This window comes from Methanocaldococcus indicus (genome assembly GCF_049554935.1).
Classification (GTDB): Archaea; AGJL01; Methanococci; order Methanococcales; family Methanocaldococcaceae; genus Methanocaldococcus; species Methanocaldococcus indicus.
Window position 1 is genome coordinate 1,006,108 of record NZ_CP186926.1, and the last position, 23,903, is coordinate 1,030,010.

The window sequence follows — 23,903 nt, forward strand, 5'->3', positions numbered from 1 at the left end:
TAGTGAGAATATGCAGAGACCAAAAGGAACAAGAGATTTTCTTCCTGAGGAGATGAAAAAAAAGGAGATATATAGAAAAAAAATTAAGAGAAGTTTTTGAAAGTTATGGTTATGAAGAAATATTAACTCCAACTTTTGAACACTTTGAATTAATAGCTAAAAAAACTGGAGAGGAGATAAGAAAACAACTATATGTCTTTAAAGATTATGGAGGCAGAGAACTTGCTTTAAGACCTGAACTAACTTCTCCTGTGGCAAGATTGTATTTAAATGAACTAAGATACTTACAAAAACCACTTAGATTGTATTATTTTGCAAACTGTTTTAGGTATGAGAATCCTCAGCATGGAAGATATAGAGAGTTTTGGCAGATGGGTTGTGAGTTGATTGGCTCAAAAAGCCCTTTAGCAGATAGTGAAGTTATTAACTTAGCTATGGATGGTTTAGAAAAAATAAAATTAGATTATGATATCCACATAAGTCATTTAGGTATCTTAAAAGGAATATTTAAGAAATTTAATATTTCAGAAGAAGATGAAATAAAAATAAGGAGATTGATGGATAAGGAAGATTATGAAAATTTAGATAAATATTTATCTACTATCTTAGATGATGATAAGAAAAATTTAATATTTGATATATTGAATCTAAAAGGAAAGGATGTATTAGATGAATTAAAAGAGATGTTAAAAGATTTTGAAGATTCTTTAAAAGCTATTGAAAATTTAGAAGAGATTTTAAGCTATCTATATTATGATAACTATACAATAAACTTAGGAATAGCAAGAGGTTTAGATTACTATACTGGGATGGTTTTTGAAATATACTGTAAGGGAAAGCAGATATGTGGTGGAGGAAGATATGACAACTTAATAGAAACATTTGGGAATGAAAGTGTTCCAGCTGTAGGATTTGCTTATGGATTTGATAGAATTATGTTATATGTTGATGTAGATATAGAGGAAGAAAGATACTTAATAGTTCCTCTAAAAAAAGAATTAATAAAAGAAGCTTTGGAAATTGCTAAACTGTTGAGAGAGAAGGGAAAAATTGTTGAGTTTGAAGTTATGAACAGAAAGTTAAAAAAAGCCCTTGACTATGCAAACAATAAAGGAATATCAAAGGTTATAATTGTTGGAGAAAGAGAAATAAAAGAAAATAAAGTAACTATAAAAGATTTAAGAACAGGAGAACAGAAAACAGTTTCTATTGAGGAGATTGAATGATAGTAATTTTATCTCCTGAGGGAAAAAGTGAAACAATATATAGAATTAAAAGAGAAGTAAATAAATTAGGTGAGAAATGTAATATTTTTTTGTTAAATAGTAATAACTATATTTTAGACTTAGATTTTAATATAGAGTGCGATTTAATACATCCAAGATGTGGAATAGGATTTTATAATAATAGAATAACTCTTTACTCCTGGCAGTTTATGAACTCTTTGGATTGTAAGTTTATAAATCCTTTAGATATAGTATATTTAACATCTGACAAATTCAAGACATTAAAGATTTTAAAAAAAAAGGTTTTAGTTCCTAAGACAGCATTAGTTAGAGATTTTGAAGATGCTATTAAATTTATGGAAAAGAATAATCTAAATTTTCCAATTGTTGTCAAGAGCAATTTTTCAAAATGTGGAGAAACTGTTTTTAAAGCAAATAATTTAGAAGAGCTCAAAAATCTAACAAAAAATGCTCTTTGGGATTCTATATTAGTTCAGGAATATATTGATTTCAAATCAAATGGAGTATTTAAAGATATTAGAGTTTTAGTATTGGATGGAGAGATTGTTGGAGCTTATAGTAGAGTTAGTAAGGATTTTAGAACTAATTTATATTTAGGGAATAAAGTTGAAAATGTAGAATTAAATAAAGATATTGAGGATATAGTTGAAAAATGTTATTCTTTAGTTGAAGCTCCAATTTTAGGAATAGATATTCTACCTACAAAAGATGGCTATTATGTTTTAGAGCTAAATTCTGCACCAGGGACTAAGGGATTTAGAGAGTTGAATAAAAATGTTGATAAAGAGATAGCCAAACTTTTAGTAGAATATGCCAAAAAATAGAAGTTAGGTTTTATTTATGATTGAGCATGTTTTAAGGCATGGGATTGAGTTGGCTTATGATATAAAGGCAGATGGAGTTATGCTATTCACAGAGACAGGAATGTCTTATGAACTTTTATTAAAATATTTAGATAATAAACCTAAAAAAAAGCTAAAACTTCCAATAATTGAGAAAATATTTAACAATTCATTTAAAATAATTGTAGCCACTTCAAATGAAAACTTATATAAAAAAGTTTTAAAGGAATCATCAAATATTATCCCTCTATATATAAAATACTCTGAAGATACTAAACACCTTATTATATCAGCAGGAATCTTAAAAGCCTTAGAAAAAAAAATTATAAAGTCAGATAGTATTTTAGTTGCTATATTAGGAAAGCCAAAAGTTGAAGGTAGATTAGATACAATAACTGTTGTTTTTGTTAAAGAATATATTGATAATATTAAATTATATGAATTTTTCAATTTGCTTAATGAAAAACTTAAAAAAACTGTTAAAGAAGTTTTAAAGTTGGCTATTGAATTAGGTAGAGAAGGTAGAGAAGGAAAAAAAGTAGGAACAATATTCATTATTGGTGATTCTTTAAATGTGATGTCTAAATCTAAACCTTTAATATTAAATCCTTTTGCAGGACATAAAGCATCTATATTTGATGATAATGTTAAAGGAACAGTAAAAGAACTTTCCTCAATTGATGGAGCTTTTATTATTACAGATGATGGAAAAGTTATATCTGCTGGGAGGTTTTTAGAAAGTAAAGGAAATGTATCCATTCCACAAGGATTAGGTGCAAGACATGTAGCAGCTGCAAGTATAACAAAAGAGACAGATGCAATAGCTATAACTGTATCTGAATCTGGGGGAGTAGTTAGAATATTTAAAGATGGTAAAATAGTTGCTGAGATAGACCCAATTGATAGAATCTTTATCTTAGAGGATGAGGAATAGGTGATGACTTATAATATATATTGTTCCAGATACAAACTTTTTAATCTACACTTTTAAGCACAAAATTAACTTAGATTATGAAATAGAGAGAGCTATAAATACAAAATATAAGATTATTATTTTAGATAAAGTTAAAGATGAATTGGAGTATCTCCTAAAAAATAAAGATTTAAAAGGTAAAGAAAAATTAGCTATAAAGTTAGCATTAAATAAAATTAAAAACTATGAATTAGTAGAGACAGATATTGATGGAGAGGCTGATATAGCAATATTGGAATTTGCTAAAAAACATAAGGATAGAGTTATTGTTGCAACAAATGATAAAGAACTAAAAAATAAACTTTTGGAAGAGAATATACCTATAATGGTGGTTAGACAAAAAAAATATTTTGAAGTTTTTGGTATGGTATAAAAGTATGATAGTAAAAACTTATATTTAAAATAATAAGGTTTTTATTTTATTCTTAACATTGAAAATCAAAAGGTGAGAGCTTGCATAAAATTTGTGTTATTGAAGGAGATGGTATTGGTAAAGAGGTAGTTCCTGCTGCTATTAGGGTTTTAGAAGCTACTGGAATACCTTTTGAGTTTGTATATGCAGAGGCAGGGGATGAAGTTTATGAAAAATTAGGTGTAGCTCTTCCAGAGGAGACAATTGAGACAGCATTAGAATGTGAAGCTGTATTATTTGGAGCTGCTGGAGAGACAGCTGCTGATGTCATTGTTAAGTTAAGACACATTTTAGATACTTATGCAAATGTTAGACCAGTTAAAGCTTATAAAGGAGTTAAATGTCTAAGAGAGGACATTGATTATATAATAGTTAGAGAAAATACAGAAGGACTATATAAGGGAATAGAGGCAGAGATTGATGAAGGAATAACAACAGCAACAAGAGTTATAACTGAAAAAGCATCTGAGAGAATATTTAAATTTGCATATGAATTGGCAAAAGATAGAAAAAAAGAAGGTAAAGAAGGAAAAGTAACCTGTGCTCATAAAGCTAATGTTCTAAAAATAACTGATGGGTTATTTAAGAGAGTATTTTATAAAGTAGCTGAAAACTATAAAGATATAAAAGCTGAAGATGTCTATATTGATGCTATGAACATGTATATAATAACAAGACCTCAAACATTTGATGTTGTTGTTACATCTAATTTATTTGGAGATATTCTTTCTGATGGAGCTGCTGGGACTGTTGGAGGTTTAGGTTTAGCTCCTTCTGCAAATATTGGTGATGAGCATGGTTTATTTGAACCAGTTCATGGTTCTGCTCCTGATATAGCTGGAAAAGGAATTGCTAATCCAACAGCTACTATTTTATCAGCAGTCTTAATGTTAAGATATTTAGGAGAGTATGAAGCAGCTAACAAAATAGAAAAAGCTTTAGAAGAAGTTTTATCCTTAGGACTAACAACTCCTGATTTAGGTGGTAATTTAACTACTATGCAAATGGCTGAAGAAATAGCTAAAAGAGTTGAATTATAAAAATCCACTCTTTTTTAACATATCTTTATCTCTTTCTATATAGATATGCATAGAAACAGCATGATGAAGATAACTTTTAAATTTAGTATTTGTTTTTTTAGCTACTAAATGTCCCAACTCTATTAAACCCAAAGCATTTGCTGGAAATGCTAAAAAAGCATCATTACTCCTAAAAAGGACTGTCATATATAGATTATTATTCCTAATTAAAAATTGTATATACTGTAAACAGGGAACAGAACCTCTTTCATCTTTACTAACTTCAATGTCTATTTTTGGATTCCATGTTATTGCTAAAGCTCTTCTACTATTTTTTTGTTGATTCAATTTATTAATTATATATTCTATCTGGTTAATTTCTTCATCTTTGTAAGGATATTTAAATAATCTTTGATGGTAGTCATAACTAAATTCATTTTTTGAGCCATAGAGTAGATGATTAATATAGTCATCAACTGCTTTCTTACCTAATGGATATTTTTCAGGAACTTTCTTTAAGTTTGGATTTGTTATCTCTATTATTGTATTTCTTATTTCTTTTGTAGGCTCTCCAAATTCTGTCTCAACATCATCTCCTTCATTTAGTATTTTGTATATAAGTTCATCAAAAACTGAATAAACAGATGGCTTTTTTATATATAGCAAAACATCACCATTTAATTTTTATTTAGTTGTTTATATTTTTTAAATTTGTCCCAATCTAATTTTGGATTTAAATTTAGTTCTAATATTCTATCAACTACATCATCTAAATTGGCAGTTTTTGGATTACCCACACCTTTTACAACTCTTGGATAATTTTTAGGAATAACTGTTGCTATATTACTGCATCCTGCAAATAAAGAGAACTGAATTAACTCTGGATGAATAGTTGGAGATGGTGAAGTTATTCTTATATTTGGAAAGAGTAATCTTGTGATAGCAATAGTTTTTGCTTGCTCTAATGAAGAACATCTTTTAACATTTTCCATAGGAGTGCCTTTATATGGATTAAATCCCATTATTGGTATTTCATCAACATCTAACTCCTTTAAAAAGAACAGATGATTTACTCTATCTTCATAACTTTCTCCGACCCCCAACAACAATCCAGAAGATAACTCTATTCCATACTTTTTAACTAACTTACATACTCTTATTCTATCCTCTAATTCTTCTCCTGGTTTTATCTCTTTAAAAAGTTTTTCATTTATAGTTTCTAAGTTACAGCATATGGTATCTACATTATACTTTTTTAGTTCTTTTATAGCTTCTTCATCTAAATCAGCACCTGCATTAACTAAAACTTCTAAATTTGTATGTTTTTTAACAATTTTCAAAGCTCTTATTACTTCTTTCCCCCTATATCCATGAGCTGATGAACAACTAACTCTTTTTATTCCACTCTTTTCAATTGCTAATGCACATTTCTTAATCTCTTCATCAGACAATCTAAAACTTTCATAATAACCTTCCTTAGATGTTCCAGCAGCAAATCCACAGTATTTACATTTAGGATTTATATGACAAATATTTGTAATGTGGATTGTTGAAGTTATCTCTATATATTTTTTAAAATAATCTCTAACTTCAGAGGATATTGAGAACAGCTTTAAATAATCTCTCCAATTATTAATATTAAAAAGTTTTAAAGCCTCTTCTTCATCAATTAATCCAGTTTTTAGATAATAAGGGTTTTCTTTACATTCTTCAAATCTTTCAACAATTGCTAATAAGTCCATAATAACCACATAATTATTAATTTTCTAAATATAGGGAATATTAAGTATATACTTAACAAAAAATTATATACTTTATCAAATTTATATACTGTATAAAAAAAGAGATAATATGGGATAATTTATGAATATTTTAGAAACAAAAAATTTAAAAGTTATTAGAGGAGGAAAAGAAATATTAAAAAATGTAAATCTTAATGTAAAAGAAAATGAAATTCATGCAATTGTTGGACCAAATGGAGCTGGAAAATCAACATTAGCATATACTCTAATGGGTGTATCAGGCTATACTCCAAGTGGTGGGGAAATTATCTTTAAAGGAGAAGTAATAAATAACTTCCCAATTTATGAAAGAGCAAGGAAGGGATTAACATTAGCTTGGCAAGAACCTGCAAGATTTGAAGGTATTAGAGTTAAGACATATTTAAAATTAGGAATGAAGGAGAAAAATCCTGACAAAGCTAATGACAAAATAATTAAAGCATTAAGGTTAGTTAATTTAGACCCAGATAAGTATTTAAATAGATATGTTGATGAAACATTAAGTGGTGGAGAAAGAAAGAGGATAGAGTTGGCATCAATTATATGTATGGAGCCAGATTTAGCAATATTAGATGAGCCAGATAGTGGAATTGATATAGTTTCCTTTGATGAAATTAAGAGAGTTTTTGATTATTTAAAAGAGAATGGAACTTCTTTATTGGTTATTACTCATAGAGAAGAATTAGCTGAGCATGCAGATAGAGCTTCTCTATTATGTAATGGAGAAATTATAAAAACTGGAAATCCAAAAGAAGTAGGAAAATTCTACAAAGAAAGATGTGGAAAGTGCTATAAATTGGGATAATATGAGTGTTAAAGAAGAAATATTAGAAATATTAGAAGCATTAAAATACACATCTGAAAAACCAGAAAAAATTGTTCATGGAAAAGGACCAAGGATTATAGTTAAAGAATGTAAAATAGTAGATGTTAAAGATGCAGAAGGTTTAATAATTGAAGGAAAAACAGAAGGTAACAAAATATATGCTAAAATAACTGTAAAAGAAGGTTATAAGTTTAAAGAACCAATACATATGTGTTTTGGAGTAACTCAGAAAGATGTTATTCAAGAGATTCATACAGATATAATTTTAGAGGATAATTCTGAGATTACTCTAATGTCTCATTGCTCATTTTTAAAGGGAAATGTAAAACATATTATGTATGGGAATATAAAAATTGGTAAAAATGCTAAATTTAGTTACAAAGAAGTGCATTATCATGGAAAAGAAGGAGATATATTAGTTAAACCAAATGTAAAAGTTGTTGTAGATGAAGGGGGAATATATATATCTGAATTTAATCTTACAAAGGGTAGAGTTGGAAAATTAGAAATATTCCAAGAGATTGATGCAAAATCTAACTCAATAGTAGATATAATGACAAAAACATATGCTATTGAAGATGACATTATAAATATTGATGAGATTGTTAAACTAAATGGTAAAGAAGCTAAGGCAATGTTAAGAAGTAAAGGAGCTGCAAAAGATAATGCCAAATTAACATTAAAATTAAAAATAGAAGGTAATGCTGAATATTGTAAAGGACATATTGACTGTACAGAGATTATAAAAGGAAATGCAAGAGTAGAATCTATACCAATAGTTGTAGTTAATAATGAGAAGGCAAGAATAACACATGAGGCAGCTATTGGTAGTGTAGATAAAAAACAATTAGAGACTTTAATGGCAAAAGGTTTAGATGAAGAAGAAGCAACAGAACTTATTGTAAAAGGGTTATTAGGAGAGGATTTATAAAGCTTTTACATTGACTTCTCTCAAACAACTAATAACTTTGTCAATTTTTTCAGTTAATTCTAATGCTCTTTTATAATCTTCTTCATTTGCAACATATTTTAACTCTTTTATTGTTTTTACATTATATTTTTTAAATAATTTATTTAGCTCATTCTCAAGCTCTCTCAATTCTTCTTCAAAAACTTTTTTCATAATTTTCTCAACTTTCATAAAACTCCCTTAATTCATACAATTTTTTTAATGCCTTTCCAGAGTCTATTGATTTCTCAGAAAGTTTTATTCCTTCATCTATATTCTTAGCTACTCCTGAAATATATAAAGCATAAGCTGCATTTAAAATAACTATATCTCTTTTAGCTCCTGTTTCCTCACCATTTAATATATCTAAAATTATTTTAGCATTCTCTTTTTTATTCCCTCCTTTCAATTCTGATATATCAACTTTTTTAAATCCAAAATCTTCTGGCTCTATACTATAAATATTTACTTCTCCATCTTTTAGCTCAGCTATTTTTGTTTTTCCTGTTAATGTTATCTCATCCATTCCAGAGCCATGAACAACAAGAGCTCCATCTAAACCAAGATTTTTTAATACATATATTAACTTATCTACTAAATTTTCACTATAAACTCCTAAAAGCTGATAGTTTGCATTAGCTGGGTTAGTTAATGGACCAAGTATATTAAAGACTGTTCTAATTTTTAAATCTCTTCTAATAGGAGCTACATATTTCATAGCTTTGTGGTAAATAGGGGCAAAGAGAAAGCCTATATTTATCTTTTCAATACTTTCCTTAACCCTTTCAGGTGGAACATTTAAATTTATCCCTAACTCTTCTAAAACATCAGCACTACCACTTTTACTACTAACTGCTCTATTCCCATGTTTAGCAACAGCTATATATGGAGAAATAACAAATGTAACTGTTGTGCTTATATTAAATGTATTTAACTTATCTCCACCAGTCCCACAGACATCAATAAGTTTATCTACATTAGGGTAAATTTTTATAGCTTTTTCTCTCATAACTTCTGCAAAAGCTGTTATTTCATCTATGGTTTCTCCTTTCATTCTTAGAGCTGTTAATATAGCAGCTATCTCAGTATCTTTCAGCTTTCCAGACATTATATTATTCATTAAATTTTTAGCTTCTTCAATATTCAAATCTTTAAAATTAACTAATTTCTCTAATATCATCTTATCATGCCCCTAATAGAACATTATAAAAAACAGTAATTAATATAATTTAGTAATAAAAATAATGTCCCTACCCTTGGAAAACCTATAAACTTCATCGTTAGCATTACGCCAACTCAGCCAGGCCGCCTTGTGGGTAGGGTTTATAAAAAGGGTGGGTTCATTCCTAACATAGGTTACCCACCCAAAAAAACATAATAGATATTTATATTATAAATGAAGTAAAATATATATTTTGTGGTAGAAAATGGATGCCAGTAATTTAATAAAAATAGCTAATGAATTTTTAGACAATATAAAAATAATGGATAAATTAAAAAATATTGGAAATCTTAAAGATGAAGATTTAAATATATTAATTAATGAACTTATGGAGAATATAAACTTTTTACAAGATTTAAAAAATAAGATGGAATTTTTAGAATTTGATGCTCCATATAAAAATGTTGGTAAATTAAAAGGCACTTTAATAGATTTGCAAGATATTGCCGAATATTCATCATATATAAGGAGAATAGCAACAGAAAAAAAAGGAGTTTTAGATAGAGTAAAGTATAGTTTAGCAGCACATAAATTGGCATTAGGGCATTTAGTAGAAGATATTGGAAATAAAGATATTGTTCCACACTTACCATTAGATGGAGCTTATAAAAAGATGCTTACTGAATTACCAAAAAATTTAATAAACACATATAAAGAAATTTTAAGTCTTCTAAATCCTGATAAAAAGGTTTTTTCCTCTTATACTGTAACTTTTTTAACATTTAAAGGAGGAAAAAAAGAATTAAAAAAAGAAAAAGTTAGTGACAAAAATTTTGAAGAATATTTAAGAGAAAAATATGGAAATGTTATTATTACATCATTCAAAAAGAACTATATTAAGAAGAAGTTAATAGATGACCAATATGTTAGAAAAACTTTAACTGTCTCTTATTTAAAAGCCTATGAAAATGACATATATAAAAAAATTGAAGAGAGATTAGATAAAACATTAACTAAGAGACAGAAAGAACTTCTAAAAAAATATTTAGATATATCTTCAAAATACAATAATAATGTTGATTTTTATGGAGGTATTGTTGATGTTAGAAATTTGGAAGAGAAGATTTTAAAAGAGATGGAACTTAAAGAAATTTTAGAAAATGAAGGTCTATATTATAGAGGACAACCAATAGATGAGTTGAGAATAGCTTTAGAGATAAAAGATAGGATATCAAAAGAAGTAAGTAGGAACTTTATAATAGAAAAGCTTTCAGAGGATTTATTTAAATTCTATTTATACAAAACTCCTGATGAAAGAACAAGGAGTTATATGTTTCCTTCAATAGTTGTAACTCCTGAAAAAGAAGTTTTAACTTGGATGAAAGTAGATAATATAAATGTTCCAGAAGTTTTAGATATTAAGTTTAAGTTAGAGGATATACTTCCAAAATATAACATTCCATTAAAAAATCTTGGTGGAGTTGCTTTATATTTAGTTCATGATTGGGATGTTGTTGAAAAATACAATTTTAATAAAGAAGAGATTGAAGAATTATTAAAAAAGATATCTCTAATAGAGCCTGTAAAAGAACTCTTAAAGAACAACAATATAGATATTAAAAAACTTGAAAAATATGGAAAAGTTAAGAAAGAAAAAACTAAAAAGTTCTTAAATTTACTAAAATCACTTTAATTCAGAGACTTTAACTAATGGAACTAACTCTATTCCCAAATTTTTTAAGTTTTCATAAGCTCCTTCTTCTCTATCCACAACTACATACACTTTTTCTACATTAGCTCCAACAGCTTTTATTTCATTTATTGCCTTTATTACACTATTTCCTGTTGTTGTTACATCCTCAACAACTATAACTTTATCTCCTTCATTTAGTTCTCCTTCAATTTTGCTCTTAGTTCCATAATCTTTTGCCTTTTTTCTAACTATTATAAGTGGTTTCTGAGAGAGTATTGAGACAGCAGTAGCAATAGGAACAGAGCCCAACTCAATTCCTACAACTTTGACATCTTTATCTTTTATATCCTCACTAATTATCTCCCCTATCAACTTTAAAATCTCTGGATTTGTTGTTGCTTTCTTTATATCTACATAGTAAGAACTCTTTTTCCCAGAAGATAATATAAATTCTCCAAATTTAATACACTCTACTTTTTTTAATAACTCTATTAATTTATCTTTCTTCTCCATTTTTATCCATCTTTATTGTTATTTTTATAGTTTTTGGATTATTGACACCTTTTAAGGATGTTATTAATCCTAAAATTGTATTTGTAACTATTTTTGATACAAATGGAACTGTTGGAATAATTTTGTCATCAACCACAATCCTTATATTATTTGATAATACACAGTCATTCCATTTAACTTCATTTTTTGCAAGTGCTTTTACAAATCTATAACAGTTGTATCCACAATGCCCACAGTTTAAGTTCATTGTTGGAATAATTGCTTTCTCTTCAATAATTTTTAAAACTTCATTGATATCATAGTTGTAATCTTCAATTACATAAACAGTATGGTCATCTATAAGTTCATTCCCCTCTTTATTTATTAACATAACTATTTTTGGAATATTTAGTTTTGTTAGTTCTTCTTTAAATCCTTCTATCAAAACAAAATCTAAATTGTAATTTAGTAAAAGAGATAATATATTTTCCAATTTTTTAGGTTTTGTGAATATTGTTGTTTTTTCATCGCTTGATAAAATAGTTACTTCTGCCCCTGAATTAAAAAATCTTTGGGTATCTCCCTTATCCTCTACATGAGAATGCTTTACAACTCCTATTTTATAATTTGAATTTTTTAATATATTTTCTATTAGTGTTGTTTTTCCACTGTTTTTATATCCAATTATTCCAATAACTCTCATTTAATTCACCAAAAAAGATAAAAAATTATAATAGAATAAGATTAAAAATTTAATATTTAAAGATATTCCTTAACTTTCTTTTTAATTCTTTTTAATATTTCTCTGTCTGGTAGTACTCCTTCTGGTGGGTCAATAACTTTCTTTAAATCTAATGGGACTCCATCCATTCTATAAGCGGTTCCATCACACTCTACTCCTGCTAATGCAGGAGGTAAAATAATATTTGCCAATTCAGTTGTTGGTGTTTTGTGAGGTTCTATACATATCAATGGTATTTTTGCAATATGTTCTAAAGCTTTTTGTGGGAAATGAGCTCCTGGGTCAGATGCAATATTTAGCATTGCATCAACTAATCCTCTTGTTAATAAATCTATTGCAGAGGTTTCTCCTGGATTATAAACTGGATAACCTTTTGAGAAATCAACAGCATAAGCATATCCTGTTAGCCATGTACAAACTTGGTTGAAGCCATTAACGTTGTAGTGTCCTCTCATTGGTGTTAAAATGAATTTAGTATATTTGTTTAAGTCAATAACCAATCTAATAGCATTGTCTATGTTTCTATGCTTACCTCTTGTCATTGTTAGACCCATACCAAAGAAGAGAGCCCCATATTGAGCATTTTTACATAATTCAACAGTATCATAGATTAAATCAACTGGAACACCAGCTACTCTATCAACATTTAACTCTAAACCATTTAATACAGCTCTCATAGCTGCAACTAATTCATAATCTTTGTGCTGTTCAACTTTTAAATGGATGTCTGCAATTCTTGTAGTTGCTGTTTCTCTTGGGTCTACAACAACTAATGTTCTGTCTTTTCTACCTCTTTCTCTCCAATATCCTCTTGGAAATACTGGATATCTTGACATGTGTCTGGGGTGGGCGTGAATTGGATTACATGCCCAATATATAACTAAATCAGCTCTATGGGTAGCCTCAGCTAATGTAGCAACGGGGTATCCTGAGTCCTGAACAGCCAATAATGAAGGTCCGTGTCATATAGTTGCTGTGTTGTCAATAACAGCTCCTAATAACTCAGCTAACTCTACTCCAACAATTTGTGCATGTGTTTCTGTAGAACTCCAACCATATAAAAGAGGTCTTGTAGCTTCTGCCAATATTCTTGCTGTTTCATCTATTGCAGTGTCCCAATCAACTTTTTTAAAATCATCTCTTTTGTCTTCTCTCATTAATGGCTCTGTATATCTAACAGCTCCTTCAAAATGCATAAATTTTGCATTTCCTATTCTACATGCATTTCTTGTTCCTACTATATGATTGTTTTCCACTAAAATCTCTAGGTCATCACAAAGACAACCACAAAATGGACATACTACATTTTTTACAATTTTAACCATATTTGCCACCTTGAATAATTAAATTTTATAATATATGTGATGGACTAAACTATTTGGATGTTATTGTATTTATCCTCAATTTTTTTATATATAATTTAGCATTAGCTCCATAAATATATGATATTAGAATCTTAAATAATATGCTATAACTATAAATAATCTAAACTATAATTTTAATTGAATAAAATTATGTAATGAGGTTTTAGTATATGATGTATGCCAGAGAAAAGGAGATTACAAAAGCAATATTAAAAGAAAGTTTTGATATGTGGAATGATATTGTTGAGATTGATGTAGCTATAGTTGGAGCTGGGCCATCTGGATTAACTTGTGCAAGATATCTTGCCAAAGAAGGTTTTAAAGTTGTTGTTTTTGAGAGACATTTAGCTTTTGGCGGTGGAACTTGGGGAGGGGGTATGGGATTCCCTTATATAGTTGTAGAGGAAGAAGCAAAAAATCTTTTAGAAGAGTGTGGAGTTAAATTAAAAAAACATGGTAAATATTATGTTGCTGACTCTGTTGAAGTTCCAGCTAAGTTGGCAGTTGCTGCAATTGATGCAGGAGCTAAAATATTGACAGGAATTGTTGTAGAGGACTTAATAGTTAGAGAAAATAAGGTTAATGGAGTAGTTATAAACAGTTATGCAATAGAAAAAGCAGGATTACATATAGACCCATTAGCAATAGAGAGTAAGGTAGTTGTTGATGCTACTGGACATGATGCAACTGTTGTAAATACATTAGTTAGAAAAAATAAAAATGTGGATTTAAAAGTTTTAGGAGAAAGTTCAATGTGGGCTGAAAAAGGTGAGAATCAACTCTTAGAAAATACAAAAGAAGTTTATCCAAATCTATTTGTTTGTGGTATGGCTGCTAATGCTGTCTTTGGAGGATACAGAATGGGAGCTATCTTTGGAGGAATGTATATATCTGGTAAGTTATGTGCAGAAAAAATTATTAAAAAATTAAAAAATGAGTAATTATGAATCCTAAAAAAGTTTGGAGAGAGTTGTTGGAGATTGCTAAGGAGTATTATGATGAGGATAAAATTTTTTATTCTAAAACTAAAAGAGGAATTTATAGAATTGAATATTTTAATAAAGATAAAATAGTTATAAAACTATTAAAAGGAAAAAGTGAAGAAGTTTTAGGAAAAAAGAGATTTTTAGATAATTTTGATAATCTTGTCTATGGAGTTGATTGGAATGTTTCACCTGCAATTAAATCTTTTTTAAAATTACATCCTAAAATAGAAGAGAAGGATGGAGTTCTAATTCTAAGATATTAATTTTTAAATAAATGTTTATGTGCTTTATTAACATGTTTTGTGTAGCTTTTAGCATTTTTAAATAATCTTCCACATCTTGGGCATCTTAAAAAGGTATCTCCATACTTGTTAGTTATTTTTTCTGCTTTTAATCTCAAAGTTTCACCTCCCAACAAATTTTTTTATTATTATATTGTAAATAAATGTTTTTATTGTTCATTTAATATTTTGTTTATATCCTCTTCCAACATATGACCTTCAACTTTAACCTCAACTTTTTTAACGCCATCTAATGACTTAACAACATCCTTAGCTTGCATTGCCATACCTAAAATACTCATACAGGCTGGATTTGTTGGGATAATTTTAAATGATACATTTCCTTCTTCATCAACTTCAACATCCTTAACTAATCCCATATCTACAATACTAATTCCCATGTGTGGGTCAGCTACTTTTTTTAAAGCATTTATAACCTCATCCTTACTAACCAAATTATTCACCAAATAATAACTAATTTTAGTAAATTAATCTTTTATTTACATAAGAGAAGAGACTTTCTATATCTCTAATACCACTACCAGTATAAATAAATATCTCTCTCCTAATTTTGGTATTTACTTTTATACCTCTATGTCTAAACTCTTCAACAATAGCTTTAGCTAAAAGTTTTCCTCTTCTATCAAAATCTGTCATTAAGATAACTTCCTTAATTCTTCTTTTAATCAGTTCATCAGCAATAATATAGACTGGTAGCTTTCCAATTATTATATATTCTCCTTCAACTCCTAATTTTTCTAAGCTTTCAACATCTTTTTTACCTTCCACAATTATTGGCTTATCCTCAGCTTCAATTTTTAGCTCTTCTATAACCTCCAAAAGTTTTTCAAATAGTTCATCTCTCAACATATTTATTTTACACCAAAAAATATTTTTTTAATATTTTAATATTGGTTCAAGTATTTTGTATTCATCTTTTGCAATATTTTTTAATATCTTTTTTGTTAAAATTTTCTCTTCATTTGATAAATATGGAAACTTCATAGCTAATATATATATAAATTCATTTAATAAATCAGGATTTTTTCTACTTATGTAGTGTAGAATCTCTAATGTATATTTTCTTTTATCTGAATTTAAGAATTCTTCTAACATTCTTAGATAGTTAGGATATTTTTCTAAAGTTTTATATATAATTTCTAAAATATCATTTTTTTCTCCAAATTTTAGTTCAGATATTAAAATTGGTAAAATTATTGGAGATTGATAATTTTTGAAGAACTTTATAATTCTCTTTCTAATGTCTCTATTATTGGATGATAATAGCTCAGCCATCTTAGGAACTAAAAGCTCTAAATCATCATTATTTAAGATATTTTCAGAATAAAATCTTTCAATTGCATTTACAAATGCTAAATTTGAATAATATCCATTAGCCAACTCTATAATCTCTCCAAGTTTTTCAGTTAAATTTAACATAGCATATATATTTATCTTACTTGCATTTAATATGTCTGTATTTTCAATTTTAATATTGTCAATTATATTAAGAACTTTATTTATATATTTATAATCAAGATTTTTTATAAGTTTATCTAAGAAGTATATAAGTTCTCCATTTTTCTTTAATTCATCCAAAAATTTATCTACATCAATTAAATTAATATTTTTCTCTCCAATTAAAGATATTGTTACATATAAGTCATAGCCTAACTTTTCTTTTATATTTAAAGATTCATAATGAATATTGTTTTCTAAGCATATCTTAGCAATTATTTCCTCAATAAGATTTAAAATTGTATTACATTTTTTTATTTCATCTTCAATATATAGCATATGTCTAAATCCACCTAAGAATTTCTCTTCTTCCAATTTATCAATATATTTGCTTGTTTTTTTATGCTTTTCTATTAAGAAAGGTAGCATATCTTTGTTACAAAATTCTTTTAATATTCTTAATGAAGATATATTTATAGTGGGATTTACAGTTTTAGCATGTTTATATGCTCTATTTAATATATAGTCCAACAATTTCTTATCTTCCCTCCCAATCTTCTTTAATTCATTTATTGCAGCAGTTTTTGCTTTTCCATTTCCAATAGTTAAAAACTTAAATAACAAATCTATTTTAAATTTTGAATTATCTAATAAGGATATTAACTTAACTCCAACAAATTGAGTATTTTCATCAAAAACATATAAAAATTTTTTTAAAAATCCCTCCTTATAAAATTCAATTGTTATTTTAATTTCTTTTCTTTCAATTATTTTTAATGCTCTTTTTTCATCTTTATTTAATAATTCTATTATTTTTTTCTCATCTAACTCAGTATTAATATTTAATTTTTCAAATAATTCACATAATTTTTTATACATATATTTAGAGCTATCTCCCAACAATAAAATATCTAAATTTTCTCTAAGATAATTTTTATCCAATTTATCCAAATATTTTAATATAATGTTTATAGCTAATTTTCTTTCAGATAGGTCATTAGAATAAAGTTTTTTCAATAAAGCTTTTGTTATTTGATTTGGATATTCATCCAATAGATTTTTAATAGCTTTATCAAAACTGTCATTATCTTTTAAAAGAGCTTTATAGAATATATTTTCTGGCTTAGCATATAATAAATAATAATAAACAATATATCCAGATTTATAGGAAGTTAATTTCAATATTGCTCTTTCATCATTTTCCTCTTTTGTTAATCTTTTAATAGTTGCCAATGATTCTCTATATATAAATTTATTTTTATAGTTTAGTCCTTCTAAAACATATTTTATATATCTTAAAACAATTTCATCATCCAACCTTTTTAACAAAGTTAGAGCTCTTCTAAAATCATCTATATTGTCTGATAAAAATAAGGTTTCTAAATATTTTGAAAGATTTTTATTCTTTTTTATTTCTTTTGCTAATTTGTAGTAATTTCCTGAATATAACAAATTAAAGAATTCATATTCATTCATAAAAATCCCTATATTTTGTAAATATATTTATTTTTGGAATATTCTTCTTTAATTAAACCACAAAAAACTAACTTATATAGCTCTTCATTAAATTCTTTTGTTGTTAATCCAGAATCTTTTGCTAATTCTAAAAATCTACCTTTTCCTTCAATAATTTTGAATTCATTAATTATTCTTAATACTTCACTTGAATAATTTTTATCTAATTCCTTAAATATTAAATTTTTTATTTCTTTTATATTTATATCTCTATTTTTTGAGTACATACATACTTTCCATAAATCCCTCTCAGCCAATTTTAAGCTATTTGCTATTTTGGAGATGTTGTCTAATTTATCAACTTTATTATCTGAAAGTATGTATATATTATGTTCTTCAATTTTAGGAAGTGGATATATATCTATAAATATGTCATATCCAAAAATATTCTTTAACTTTTCCTCTAACTTTAATATCTCCTTCTCATCAATATTTACAAGTATCCATCTTTGCTTTGGAGTTAATTCATTGTAAGAGAACTCTAAAACTTTTTTATACAATTCTCTCCTATCAATAAAATTCATTAAATAGTTTTCACAACTCCTTAATCTTGAAACTAAATCAATATCATCCATATATTTTAACTCTTCAATATTTAAATTATTATTTTTAATTTCTTCTATAACAGCCCTCTTCAGCATTGTATTTACAATTCTGACAGTTTTGTGCATATAAACAGCTGAATACATTTGATGTCTTGCTACTAATAAGGACTCAATAGCTTGAATTCCTTTTTTAATTACACCTATCTTAACCTTACCAAAGTATTCAAAAGTTTTTAAACTTCTTATTATTCTTGGTAAATCTATGAGTCCATAAGCTGTCCCAGTATGATAACTATCTCTTAATAAATAATCCATTCTATCAGCATCTACATCCCCAGAGATTATTTCACTTTCTAATCTTTTTCCACTTAATACATCTAAAATCTCTTTATTGCTAAAAACTCCTAAATCCATTTTTTTTATAATTTTTTTACCAACCTTTTCATGATTGTAATTTAAAATTTCTAAGGTATGTGAAAATGGAGGATGTCCAATATCATGTAAAAGAGCACTTATCTTAACCAACTCTATATCAATATCATCAATTTTTTCAGCTATTTTTTGAGAAATAAACATTGTACCTAAAGAATGCTCAAATCTTGTATGATTTGCAGAAGGATAAACAAGATTAGCTAAACCTAACTGTTTTATATTTCTTAACCTTTGGAATTCTTCACTATCTATAATTTTAAGTATTTCATCTTCAATATAAATATCTTTATGAATGCTATCTCTTATAACTTTCATATTCATCCACAATAATAAATAAAAAAATTTTATTTTTTATTCACTCCAAACAGTTCCATTAAGATATGCTAAAATTTTGTCATTAGTTTTGTTATAAACTTTTCCTATTAGGACTTTTAATTTTTCTCCCTCTGATGTATTTATTCTCTCAATCTTTTTAATTTTTATAACCATTCTCATCTTTCTCATAAACTCCAAATATTCATCTAAATCTTCCTCACTATCAAAAATTAGCTCTATATCTTCTGTTACTCTTTCATTATTTGCAACTTTTTTAATACTTTCAACCATTGGGAATATTATACTCTTCCCAATATCATAAGCTCTCTTATCTAAATCTTCATCATTAAATTCATAAGCCATAAATCCCTCTCTAACAACTCTACTAAATATAAAATCAACACCTAAATCAAAAAAGAAAGTAAATGCCTCTTCTAAATCTTTACAATGAATAAAATGAGTTGTGTATTTTAGTGGAGGAACAGTCATATCTAAATCTTTTATTACTACCCCTTCCCTACCTTTTTTATCTAATTCTAAAATTATATTTTTAATCTCTTCATGAGCTATATCTTTATCAACAATTTTTATTGGTTTTGTGTGAGGTAAATTATACTTTTCCAATAAACTTAATCTCTCTTTTACTGGTAGAGAGTTGTTTGTTTCTTTCTCTTTTATGTCAAATATATAAAATCCTAAATTTTCATATTCTTTCTCAACCTCTTCATAATAAAATGGAGTATATGGATTATTCTTCCCTATCATTTCTCCACATAACATATAGTTTGGATAATCATCTAAAATATTCAAATCTAAATATTTATTTATTTTTTTAGTTGTAAAAGGACAAATATAACCACTTCTTGTCAATGCAACATACTTATCATTAACTTTAACAACTCTAATATTGTATCCATTAAGTTTTTCTTCAATTGCTACCTTATCTACAAAATGGTTTTTTATAGTTGGATAAAGTGTTATTGCTCTATATGTTTTGGGATAACCTCTAACAACATCTAAATTCTCATTTAAGAAAATAACTGTTCCCTTTTCTAAATGTTTAAATTCTTTTTTAAAAGTTAGTAATTTTATATCTTTATATTCATACTCCCTTAGGATTCCTTTTTTAAATGCTTTATTTAAATCTTTTAAAGAAATATTTAGTTTATTTGCTATATCTTCTAAGTTGTATGTACTAATCATTCAACTCACCTTAAATCTTCAATAGTATTTATATTATAGAATGCCTTCTTATCAAATAGCTCAGAATTGATATACATAGGATTTAGATGCTTTATAAAATATCTAATAGATAAATTATCTTTTTCTAAAATTATCTTTCTTAAATAAATTAATGATTCTCTTTTGTATAATGCAAATAGTGGCTCAATAAAACCATTTTTATGTTTTGGGATAATGCATAAGTTGTTTTTAGCTTCTTTTATTTTTGATATTAGTATATCTACATCTTTTTTGGATATTAAGGGACTATCACATGGCAAAACTAAATACCATTCTGCATTTATTGATAGCATTCCACAATATATCCCCATTAATGGACCTAAATCATTTATTAAATCAAAAGATAAAGATAATTTATATTTTTTAACAATATCATTTAGGTTTAAATCTTCTCTAACAACTACAACAAAAGGAATATTTAGCTCTTTAAGAGTAGTTATAGGATACTCAATTAAATATTTATTTTTAAATTTTCTTAAAGGTTTTTTTCCTCCAATTCTTCTTCCTTTCCCCCCAGCTAATACAATGCCTGCTATGATATTATCTCACCATTGAATAGTATAGATGGAGCTATTAACTTGCCTCTCTGCTCTATATCATTTAAAGGAATAGCTTCTTTAAACAACTCAAAAATATTTCCTCCAAATAATCCCTTCTTTATTGGAGTAATTTCTCCATTTTTATATAAGTAGGAGTTTTGTATCTCAACTGAAAAATCTCCAGTTATTGGATTTGATGTATGTGCTCCAATAACATTATTTATATAGATATATTCATCAAAATCATTTAAGGAGTATTTACTACTTTCAATTATTATATTTGTTGTTCCAACATGTGGAATAGAGGAATAACTTCTTAAACCATTTCCAGTAGATTCTTTACCTTCTTTATTTGCTCTCTTTATATCATATAAATAATTCTTTAAAATTCCATTCTCTACTAAAACAGTTCTCTGTGTTTTTGTTCCTTCTCCATCAACTTTTCCAGAAGCTAAACCATAGTCAATAGTTCCATCATCAACTATTGTTATACTGTTGTTAAATATTTCCTCTCCCAATTTTCCTTTTAAATAACTTCTATTCCTTTGGACATTCTCAGCTGAAAAAGCTGGAATTAATGTATATCCTAACAAAGACCTCAGAGCTCTTGGAGATAATACTATATTTCCTTTATATTTTATCTTTACCCCATTTTTTGATAATTCAGCCAATTTTAAAGCTTTTTCTGTTAGCTGTTTTGTATCAAATAGTTTTATAGATGTTTTATATTCATGAGAAGGTTCGTTATCCAACATTATAGATATTCCTGCTGAGAAAGATGTAGATGTTTCTTCAACATCTACTCCATTAGAGTTTATTAATCTAAAATATCCTATCTCCTTATCTACACTACCACTTAATACTTCTGCACCTTTTTCAATAGCTAAATCTCTCATCTCTATTAAATATTCCATTAAATCAGTTTCATCCAAATTTTCTACATCTTTACTAAAAATTTTAGGATTTTTATATTTATCAGGATAAGAAAAAGATACATACTCATCATAAACTAAGTTTTTCATAGCTTTATACACTATTGATTCATCTAATTTATTTGAATATGCAAAACCAACCTTATTATCTTTTAAAACTCTCACACCAATACCATAACTTTTATAATACTCAGAGGTATCTACACTTTTTCCATCCAACTCAATACTTGAACTCTCTCCTTCAACATAATAAACTTCAACATCAAAACCTTCTCTTTCTCCAATTTTCATAATCTTTTCTAACATCTTATCACATATATTTGAATATTTTATAAAATATGTCTGTTGATGGATGTGTTTCAATAAAATTCTCATAGATATTTATTCCTTTTATATACTGAGCAAAATAAGGAACTACTTCATAGGCAGGAATCATAGTAAGAGCTCCAACAACTTTATTATTTTCATAGTATATCTTATTTATCCCTATATTATCTAAAACTCTAAAAAAGTTGTTCATTCCAACAGAGCTCTTAACTAATTTATATTTATTTGTTTGCTTTCCTACATAACTAATATTTAGCCTTAATCTTATGTTTTTTGGTATTAAACTATATTCTAATTTTTTCAAAGGTTTATTTTTTGTTAATCTAATTATATTTTCTGCAACAGTTAGAGCATCAATCCTTGCAGCAGGTGTATTTCCAAAGGAGTTAATTCTACAATCTCCACAAGCAAATTCTTTATTATTAATTCTTAAGAATTCATCAGTTTTATATGTTGATTTTCCACCAATTGCTAAGATTTTTAAATAATCATCATTATCTAATAATTCTTTTAATCTATCTTTACTGTAAGTTATTTCAAAATCAATTAAATTTTTTTTGATATAGTTCTTTATATCTTCATCCTTGATATCCTTTAATATTTCACTTCTTGAATATAAGGTAACATCTGAACCAAAGTCAGAAAATACTGGTGCTATCTCCAACCCAACAGTTCCACCACCTATAACTAACAACTTCTCAGGTAGTTCTTTTAAATTTGGAATATCAGTATGATTTAAAAGTGTTCTATTTTCAAATTCTTTTGTGTAAATTTTACCAGTAGCATAAACTATATAATCATAATCATCTTTATAATCATTTTTAAATTCTTTATAAATGATATTAACTCCTGCCTCTTTGGTTTCTTTCTCTAACTTGTTTCTAATTCTATCCAAAACATCTTTAATTTTATTTTGAAGTTCTTTAAAACTAACTATCTCTTCCAAATGTATTTTTTTATTTTTTATTATTGAGAGATTTATTAAATTATTTGCTATCTCCCTCAAACCTGTGAAGTATGTGCATCCATAATTTAAACATGTCCCTCCTAACTTATCTTTTTCATATAAATCAACTTCAAAATTATTTTTAGCTAATATTAAAGAGAGTAATCTTCCTGCTGGACCAGCTCCAACAATAGCTACTCTACTCATGCTTATCCTCTTTCTCCATTTTAAAATCTTCATTTATTTTGATAACTATGTCAGCAATTTTTTGTAAAGCTGTTGAAAAACCTGGCTCTGCTCCTATAATAATTATTCTTTTTCCCTTTTCTTTTGCTTTTCTTATTGCTGGAAGAAAATCTGCATCTCTTGTAACATAAACAATAGTATCAATACTTGGATTAAAAACTAACTCAGTAGCATCAACAGCCATCTCTACATCCACATCCCCAGCAGATATCCTTGGCTCAAATCCCTGATTTATAACTGCCTCTATCAATTTATCAGATGCATACTGATTTAAATAAACCCTTCCAATAACTATGTCTCCATATTCCTCTAAAATTTCTCTTATTTTATCTAAATTTATATTAAACTCTTTTCTTAACATATTTGGGCCATCTATTAATAAAGCAATTTTTGCATTACCTCTCTTCCTTTTAGCTTTTTCATAAATTTTATGAGTTAAACTTTCCAATTTTTTCCACATGTATCTCACCAAAATAAACATTGGAATATGTAAGAATATAAGAGCATAAATATAAACAACATTACAAAAATCCTAATCTTTAATTTATTGTAACAATCTAATATAAAACAGTAATTAACACTAAATAAAATAGCGTCTCAGTTAGTGCCGATTTCCTCATCAAATCAGTGGGGGTAA

Annotated in this window: 26 protein-coding genes and 1 pseudogene; 10 read left to right on the top strand and 17 right to left on the bottom strand. The window is 27.1% G+C overall.

Annotated elements, in window-relative coordinates; all coding sequences use genetic code 11:
- Positions 1–10 precede the first annotated feature (10 nt).
- The 5 genes and pseudogenes from hisS to leuB all read left to right on the top strand — a co-directional run bounded on the left by hisS (position 11) and on the right by leuB (position 4,514).
- A pseudogene (gene hisS / locus ACPB8Q_RS05720) lies at positions 11–1,226 on the top strand (histidine--tRNA ligase).
- Positions 1,223–2,071: a coenzyme gamma-F420-2:alpha-L-glutamate ligase gene (gene cofF, locus ACPB8Q_RS05725; RefSeq protein WP_423792225.1), complete on the top strand. Its 849-nt coding sequence runs from the start codon at positions 1,223–1,225 to the stop codon at positions 2,069–2,071. The pseudogene hisS and the gene cofF overlap by 4 nt, the downstream one beginning before the upstream one ends.
- A gap of 16 nt (positions 2,072–2,087) precedes the next feature.
- Positions 2,088–3,023: a DNA integrity scanning protein DisA nucleotide-binding domain protein gene (locus tag ACPB8Q_RS05730; protein ID WP_423792226.1), complete on the top strand. Its 936-nt coding sequence runs from the start codon at positions 2,088–2,090 to the stop codon at positions 3,021–3,023.
- A gap of 10 nt (positions 3,024–3,033) precedes the next feature.
- Positions 3,034–3,435: a PIN domain-containing protein gene (locus ACPB8Q_RS05735; RefSeq protein WP_423793415.1), complete on the top strand. Its 402-nt coding sequence runs from the start codon at positions 3,034–3,036 to the stop codon at positions 3,433–3,435.
- An 80-nt stretch (positions 3,436–3,515) separates the two neighbouring features.
- On the top strand, positions 3,516–4,514 hold the full coding sequence (leuB, locus tag ACPB8Q_RS05740; protein ID WP_423792227.1) for a bifunctional 3-isopropylmalate/3-methylmalate dehydrogenase: 999 nt from the start codon (positions 3,516–3,518) through the stop codon (positions 4,512–4,514).
- On the opposite strand, the gene ACPB8Q_RS05745 is transcribed toward leuB, so the two are convergent.
- Positions 4,509–5,159, bottom strand: a complete 651-nt coding sequence (locus tag ACPB8Q_RS05745; RefSeq protein WP_423792228.1) for a thymidylate synthase — start codon at positions 5,157–5,159, stop codon at positions 4,509–4,511. The two genes, leuB and ACPB8Q_RS05745, sit on opposite strands and share 6 nt — an antisense overlap.
- An 11-nt stretch (positions 5,160–5,170) precedes the next feature.
- Entirely contained in the window at positions 5,171–6,235 is a 1,065-nt protein-coding gene (hmdB, locus tag ACPB8Q_RS05750; RefSeq protein ID WP_423792229.1) for a 5,10-methenyltetrahydromethanopterin hydrogenase cofactor biosynthesis protein HmdB, read from the bottom strand.
- 121 nt (positions 6,236–6,356) lie between these two features.
- Between hmdB and ACPB8Q_RS05755 the strand changes: the two genes are divergently transcribed.
- A complete protein-coding gene (locus tag ACPB8Q_RS05755) occupies positions 6,357–7,079 on the top strand; it encodes an ABC transporter ATP-binding protein (RefSeq protein WP_423792230.1) in 723 nt (240 codons plus the stop codon).
- A gap of 1 nt (position 7,080) precedes the next feature.
- Positions 7,081–8,031, top strand: a complete 951-nt coding sequence (locus ACPB8Q_RS05760; RefSeq protein ID WP_423792231.1) for a SufB/SufD family protein — start codon at positions 7,081–7,083, stop codon at positions 8,029–8,031.
- Here ACPB8Q_RS05760 and ACPB8Q_RS05765 read toward each other — a convergent pair.
- Both ACPB8Q_RS05765 and trpD read right to left on the bottom strand, forming a co-directional pair.
- Positions 8,026–8,241, bottom strand: coding sequence for a hypothetical protein (locus ACPB8Q_RS05765; RefSeq protein ID WP_423792232.1), 216 nt, complete (start codon positions 8,239–8,241; stop codon positions 8,026–8,028). The genes ACPB8Q_RS05760 and ACPB8Q_RS05765 overlap by 6 nt on opposite strands.
- The gene (trpD, locus tag ACPB8Q_RS05770) at positions 8,231–9,229 is read right to left on the bottom strand and encodes an anthranilate phosphoribosyltransferase (RefSeq protein ID WP_423792233.1); all 999 of its coding nucleotides are present in this window, start codon (positions 9,227–9,229) and stop codon (positions 8,231–8,233) included. Before trpD ends, ACPB8Q_RS05765 begins: the two co-directional genes overlap by 11 nt.
- Before the next feature lie 247 nt (positions 9,230–9,476).
- Here trpD and ACPB8Q_RS05775 point away from each other — a divergent pair, with 247 nt between their 5' ends.
- Complete coding sequence (locus ACPB8Q_RS05775; protein WP_423792234.1) at positions 9,477–10,904, top strand: DUF530 family protein; 1,428 nt, start codon at positions 9,477–9,479, stop codon at positions 10,902–10,904.
- Here the strand turns inward: ACPB8Q_RS05775 and pyrE are convergent.
- From pyrE to ACPB8Q_RS05790, 3 genes are read right to left on the bottom strand one after another with little or no spacing between them, the layout of a single operon-like run.
- A complete protein-coding gene (gene pyrE / locus ACPB8Q_RS05780; protein WP_423792235.1) occupies positions 10,896–11,417 on the bottom strand; it encodes an orotate phosphoribosyltransferase in 522 nt (173 codons plus the stop codon). The two genes, ACPB8Q_RS05775 and pyrE, sit on opposite strands and share 9 nt — an antisense overlap.
- On the bottom strand, positions 11,401–12,099 hold the full coding sequence (mobB, locus tag ACPB8Q_RS05785) for a molybdopterin-guanine dinucleotide biosynthesis protein B (RefSeq protein WP_423792236.1): 699 nt from the start codon (positions 12,097–12,099) through the stop codon (positions 11,401–11,403). The genes pyrE and mobB overlap by 17 nt, the downstream gene beginning before the upstream one ends.
- Positions 12,100–12,155: 56 nt before the next feature.
- Entirely contained in the window at positions 12,156–13,463 is a 1,308-nt protein-coding gene (locus ACPB8Q_RS05790; RefSeq protein WP_423792237.1) for a formylmethanofuran dehydrogenase subunit B, read from the bottom strand.
- A 209-nt stretch (positions 13,464–13,672) separates the two neighbouring features.
- Here ACPB8Q_RS05790 and ACPB8Q_RS05795 point away from each other — a divergent pair, with 209 nt between their 5' ends.
- Both ACPB8Q_RS05795 and ACPB8Q_RS05800 read left to right on the top strand, forming a co-directional pair.
- On the top strand, positions 13,673–14,443 hold the full coding sequence (locus tag ACPB8Q_RS05795; protein WP_423792238.1) for a thiazole biosynthesis protein: 771 nt from the start codon (positions 13,673–13,675) through the stop codon (positions 14,441–14,443).
- A 2-nt stretch (positions 14,444–14,445) separates the two neighbouring features.
- Entirely contained in the window at positions 14,446–14,751 is a 306-nt protein-coding gene (locus ACPB8Q_RS05800; protein WP_423792239.1) for a hypothetical protein, read from the top strand.
- Here ACPB8Q_RS05800 and ACPB8Q_RS05805 read toward each other — a convergent pair.
- From ACPB8Q_RS05805 to ACPB8Q_RS05850, 10 genes are read right to left on the bottom strand one after another with little or no spacing between them, the layout of a single operon-like run.
- The gene (locus ACPB8Q_RS05805; protein ID WP_423792240.1) at positions 14,748–14,888 is read right to left on the bottom strand and encodes a nucleotide-binding protein; all 141 of its coding nucleotides are present in this window, start codon (positions 14,886–14,888) and stop codon (positions 14,748–14,750) included. The two genes, ACPB8Q_RS05800 and ACPB8Q_RS05805, sit on opposite strands and share 4 nt — an antisense overlap.
- A 51-nt stretch (positions 14,889–14,939) precedes the next feature.
- A complete protein-coding gene (locus ACPB8Q_RS05810; protein ID WP_423792241.1) occupies positions 14,940–15,224 on the bottom strand; it encodes a metal-sulfur cluster assembly factor in 285 nt (94 codons plus the stop codon).
- 25 nt (positions 15,225–15,249) lie between these two features.
- A complete protein-coding gene (locus ACPB8Q_RS05815; protein WP_423792242.1) occupies positions 15,250–15,639 on the bottom strand; it encodes a toprim domain-containing protein in 390 nt (129 codons plus the stop codon).
- A 27-nt stretch (positions 15,640–15,666) separates the two neighbouring features.
- The gene (locus ACPB8Q_RS05820; protein WP_423792243.1) at positions 15,667–17,703 is read right to left on the bottom strand and encodes a hypothetical protein; all 2,037 of its coding nucleotides are present in this window, start codon (positions 17,701–17,703) and stop codon (positions 15,667–15,669) included.
- An 8-nt stretch (positions 17,704–17,711) separates the two neighbouring features.
- Positions 17,712–19,034, bottom strand: a complete 1,323-nt coding sequence (locus ACPB8Q_RS05825) for an HD domain-containing protein (protein WP_423792244.1) — start codon at positions 19,032–19,034, stop codon at positions 17,712–17,714.
- A 36-nt stretch (positions 19,035–19,070) separates the two neighbouring features.
- Positions 19,071–20,237, bottom strand: a complete 1,167-nt coding sequence (locus tag ACPB8Q_RS05830; RefSeq protein WP_423792245.1) for an RNA ligase — start codon at positions 20,235–20,237, stop codon at positions 19,071–19,073.
- A 5-nt stretch (positions 20,238–20,242) separates the two neighbouring features.
- A complete protein-coding gene (gene mobA / locus ACPB8Q_RS05835) occupies positions 20,243–20,815 on the bottom strand; it encodes a molybdenum cofactor guanylyltransferase (protein WP_423793416.1) in 573 nt (190 codons plus the stop codon).
- Complete coding sequence (locus tag ACPB8Q_RS05840; RefSeq protein WP_423792246.1) at positions 20,809–22,053, bottom strand: TldD/PmbA family protein; 1,245 nt, start codon at positions 22,051–22,053, stop codon at positions 20,809–20,811. Before ACPB8Q_RS05840 ends, mobA begins: the two co-directional genes overlap by 7 nt.
- Before the next feature lie 4 nt (positions 22,054–22,057).
- The gene (locus ACPB8Q_RS05845) at positions 22,058–23,227 is read right to left on the bottom strand and encodes an NAD(P)/FAD-dependent oxidoreductase (protein WP_423792247.1); all 1,170 of its coding nucleotides are present in this window, start codon (positions 23,225–23,227) and stop codon (positions 22,058–22,060) included.
- Positions 23,220–23,726: a TIGR00288 family NYN domain-containing protein gene (locus ACPB8Q_RS05850; RefSeq protein WP_423792248.1), complete on the bottom strand. Its 507-nt coding sequence runs from the start codon at positions 23,724–23,726 to the stop codon at positions 23,220–23,222. The genes ACPB8Q_RS05845 and ACPB8Q_RS05850 overlap by 8 nt, the downstream gene beginning before the upstream one ends.
- Positions 23,727–23,903: the final 177 nt, after the last annotated feature.

Excerpts from the sequence above, each read along its gene's own strand:
- cofF (WP_423792225.1), top strand. The coding sequence starts at position 1,223 with ATGATAGTAATTTTATCTCCTGAGGGAAAAAGTGAAACAATATATAGA.
- ACPB8Q_RS05730 (WP_423792226.1), top strand. The coding sequence starts at position 2,088 with ATGATTGAGCATGTTTTAAGGCATGGGATTGAGTTGGCTTATGATATA.
- hmdB (WP_423792229.1), bottom strand. The coding sequence starts at position 6,235 with ATGGACTTATTAGCAATTGTTGAAAGATTTGAAGAATGTAAAGAAAAC.
- ACPB8Q_RS05755 (WP_423792230.1), top strand. The coding sequence starts at position 6,357 with ATGAATATTTTAGAAACAAAAAATTTAAAAGTTATTAGAGGAGGAAAA.
- ACPB8Q_RS05760 (WP_423792231.1), top strand. The coding sequence starts at position 7,081 with ATGAGTGTTAAAGAAGAAATATTAGAAATATTAGAAGCATTAAAATAC.
- ACPB8Q_RS05765 (WP_423792232.1), bottom strand. The coding sequence starts at position 8,241 with ATGAAAGTTGAGAAAATTATGAAAAAAGTTTTTGAAGAAGAATTGAGA.
- trpD (WP_423792233.1), bottom strand. The coding sequence starts at position 9,229 with ATGATATTAGAGAAATTAGTTAATTTTAAAGATTTGAATATTGAAGAA.
- ACPB8Q_RS05775 (WP_423792234.1), top strand. The coding sequence starts at position 9,477 with ATGGATGCCAGTAATTTAATAAAAATAGCTAATGAATTTTTAGACAAT.
- pyrE (WP_423792235.1), bottom strand. The coding sequence starts at position 11,417 with ATGGAGAAGAAAGATAAATTAATAGAGTTATTAAAAAAAGTAGAGTGT.
- mobB (WP_423792236.1), bottom strand. The coding sequence starts at position 12,099 with ATGAGAGTTATTGGAATAATTGGATATAAAAACAGTGGAAAAACAACA.
- ACPB8Q_RS05795 (WP_423792238.1), top strand. The coding sequence starts at position 13,673 with ATGATGTATGCCAGAGAAAAGGAGATTACAAAAGCAATATTAAAAGAA.
- ACPB8Q_RS05800 (WP_423792239.1), top strand. The coding sequence starts at position 14,446 with ATGAATCCTAAAAAAGTTTGGAGAGAGTTGTTGGAGATTGCTAAGGAG.
- ACPB8Q_RS05815 (WP_423792242.1), bottom strand. The coding sequence starts at position 15,639 with ATGTTGAGAGATGAACTATTTGAAAAACTTTTGGAGGTTATAGAAGAG.
- ACPB8Q_RS05820 (WP_423792243.1), bottom strand. The coding sequence starts at position 17,703 with ATGAATGAATATGAATTCTTTAATTTGTTATATTCAGGAAATTACTAC.
- ACPB8Q_RS05825 (WP_423792244.1), bottom strand. The coding sequence starts at position 19,034 with ATGAAAGTTATAAGAGATAGCATTCATAAAGATATTTATATTGAAGAT.
- ACPB8Q_RS05830 (WP_423792245.1), bottom strand. The coding sequence starts at position 20,237 with ATGATTAGTACATACAACTTAGAAGATATAGCAAATAAACTAAATATT.
- ACPB8Q_RS05840 (WP_423792246.1), bottom strand. The coding sequence starts at position 22,053 with ATGTTAGAAAAGATTATGAAAATTGGAGAAAGAGAAGGTTTTGATGTT.
- ACPB8Q_RS05845 (WP_423792247.1), bottom strand. The coding sequence starts at position 23,227 with ATGAGTAGAGTAGCTATTGTTGGAGCTGGTCCAGCAGGAAGATTACTC.
- ACPB8Q_RS05850 (WP_423792248.1), bottom strand. The coding sequence starts at position 23,726 with ATGTGGAAAAAATTGGAAAGTTTAACTCATAAAATTTATGAAAAAGCT.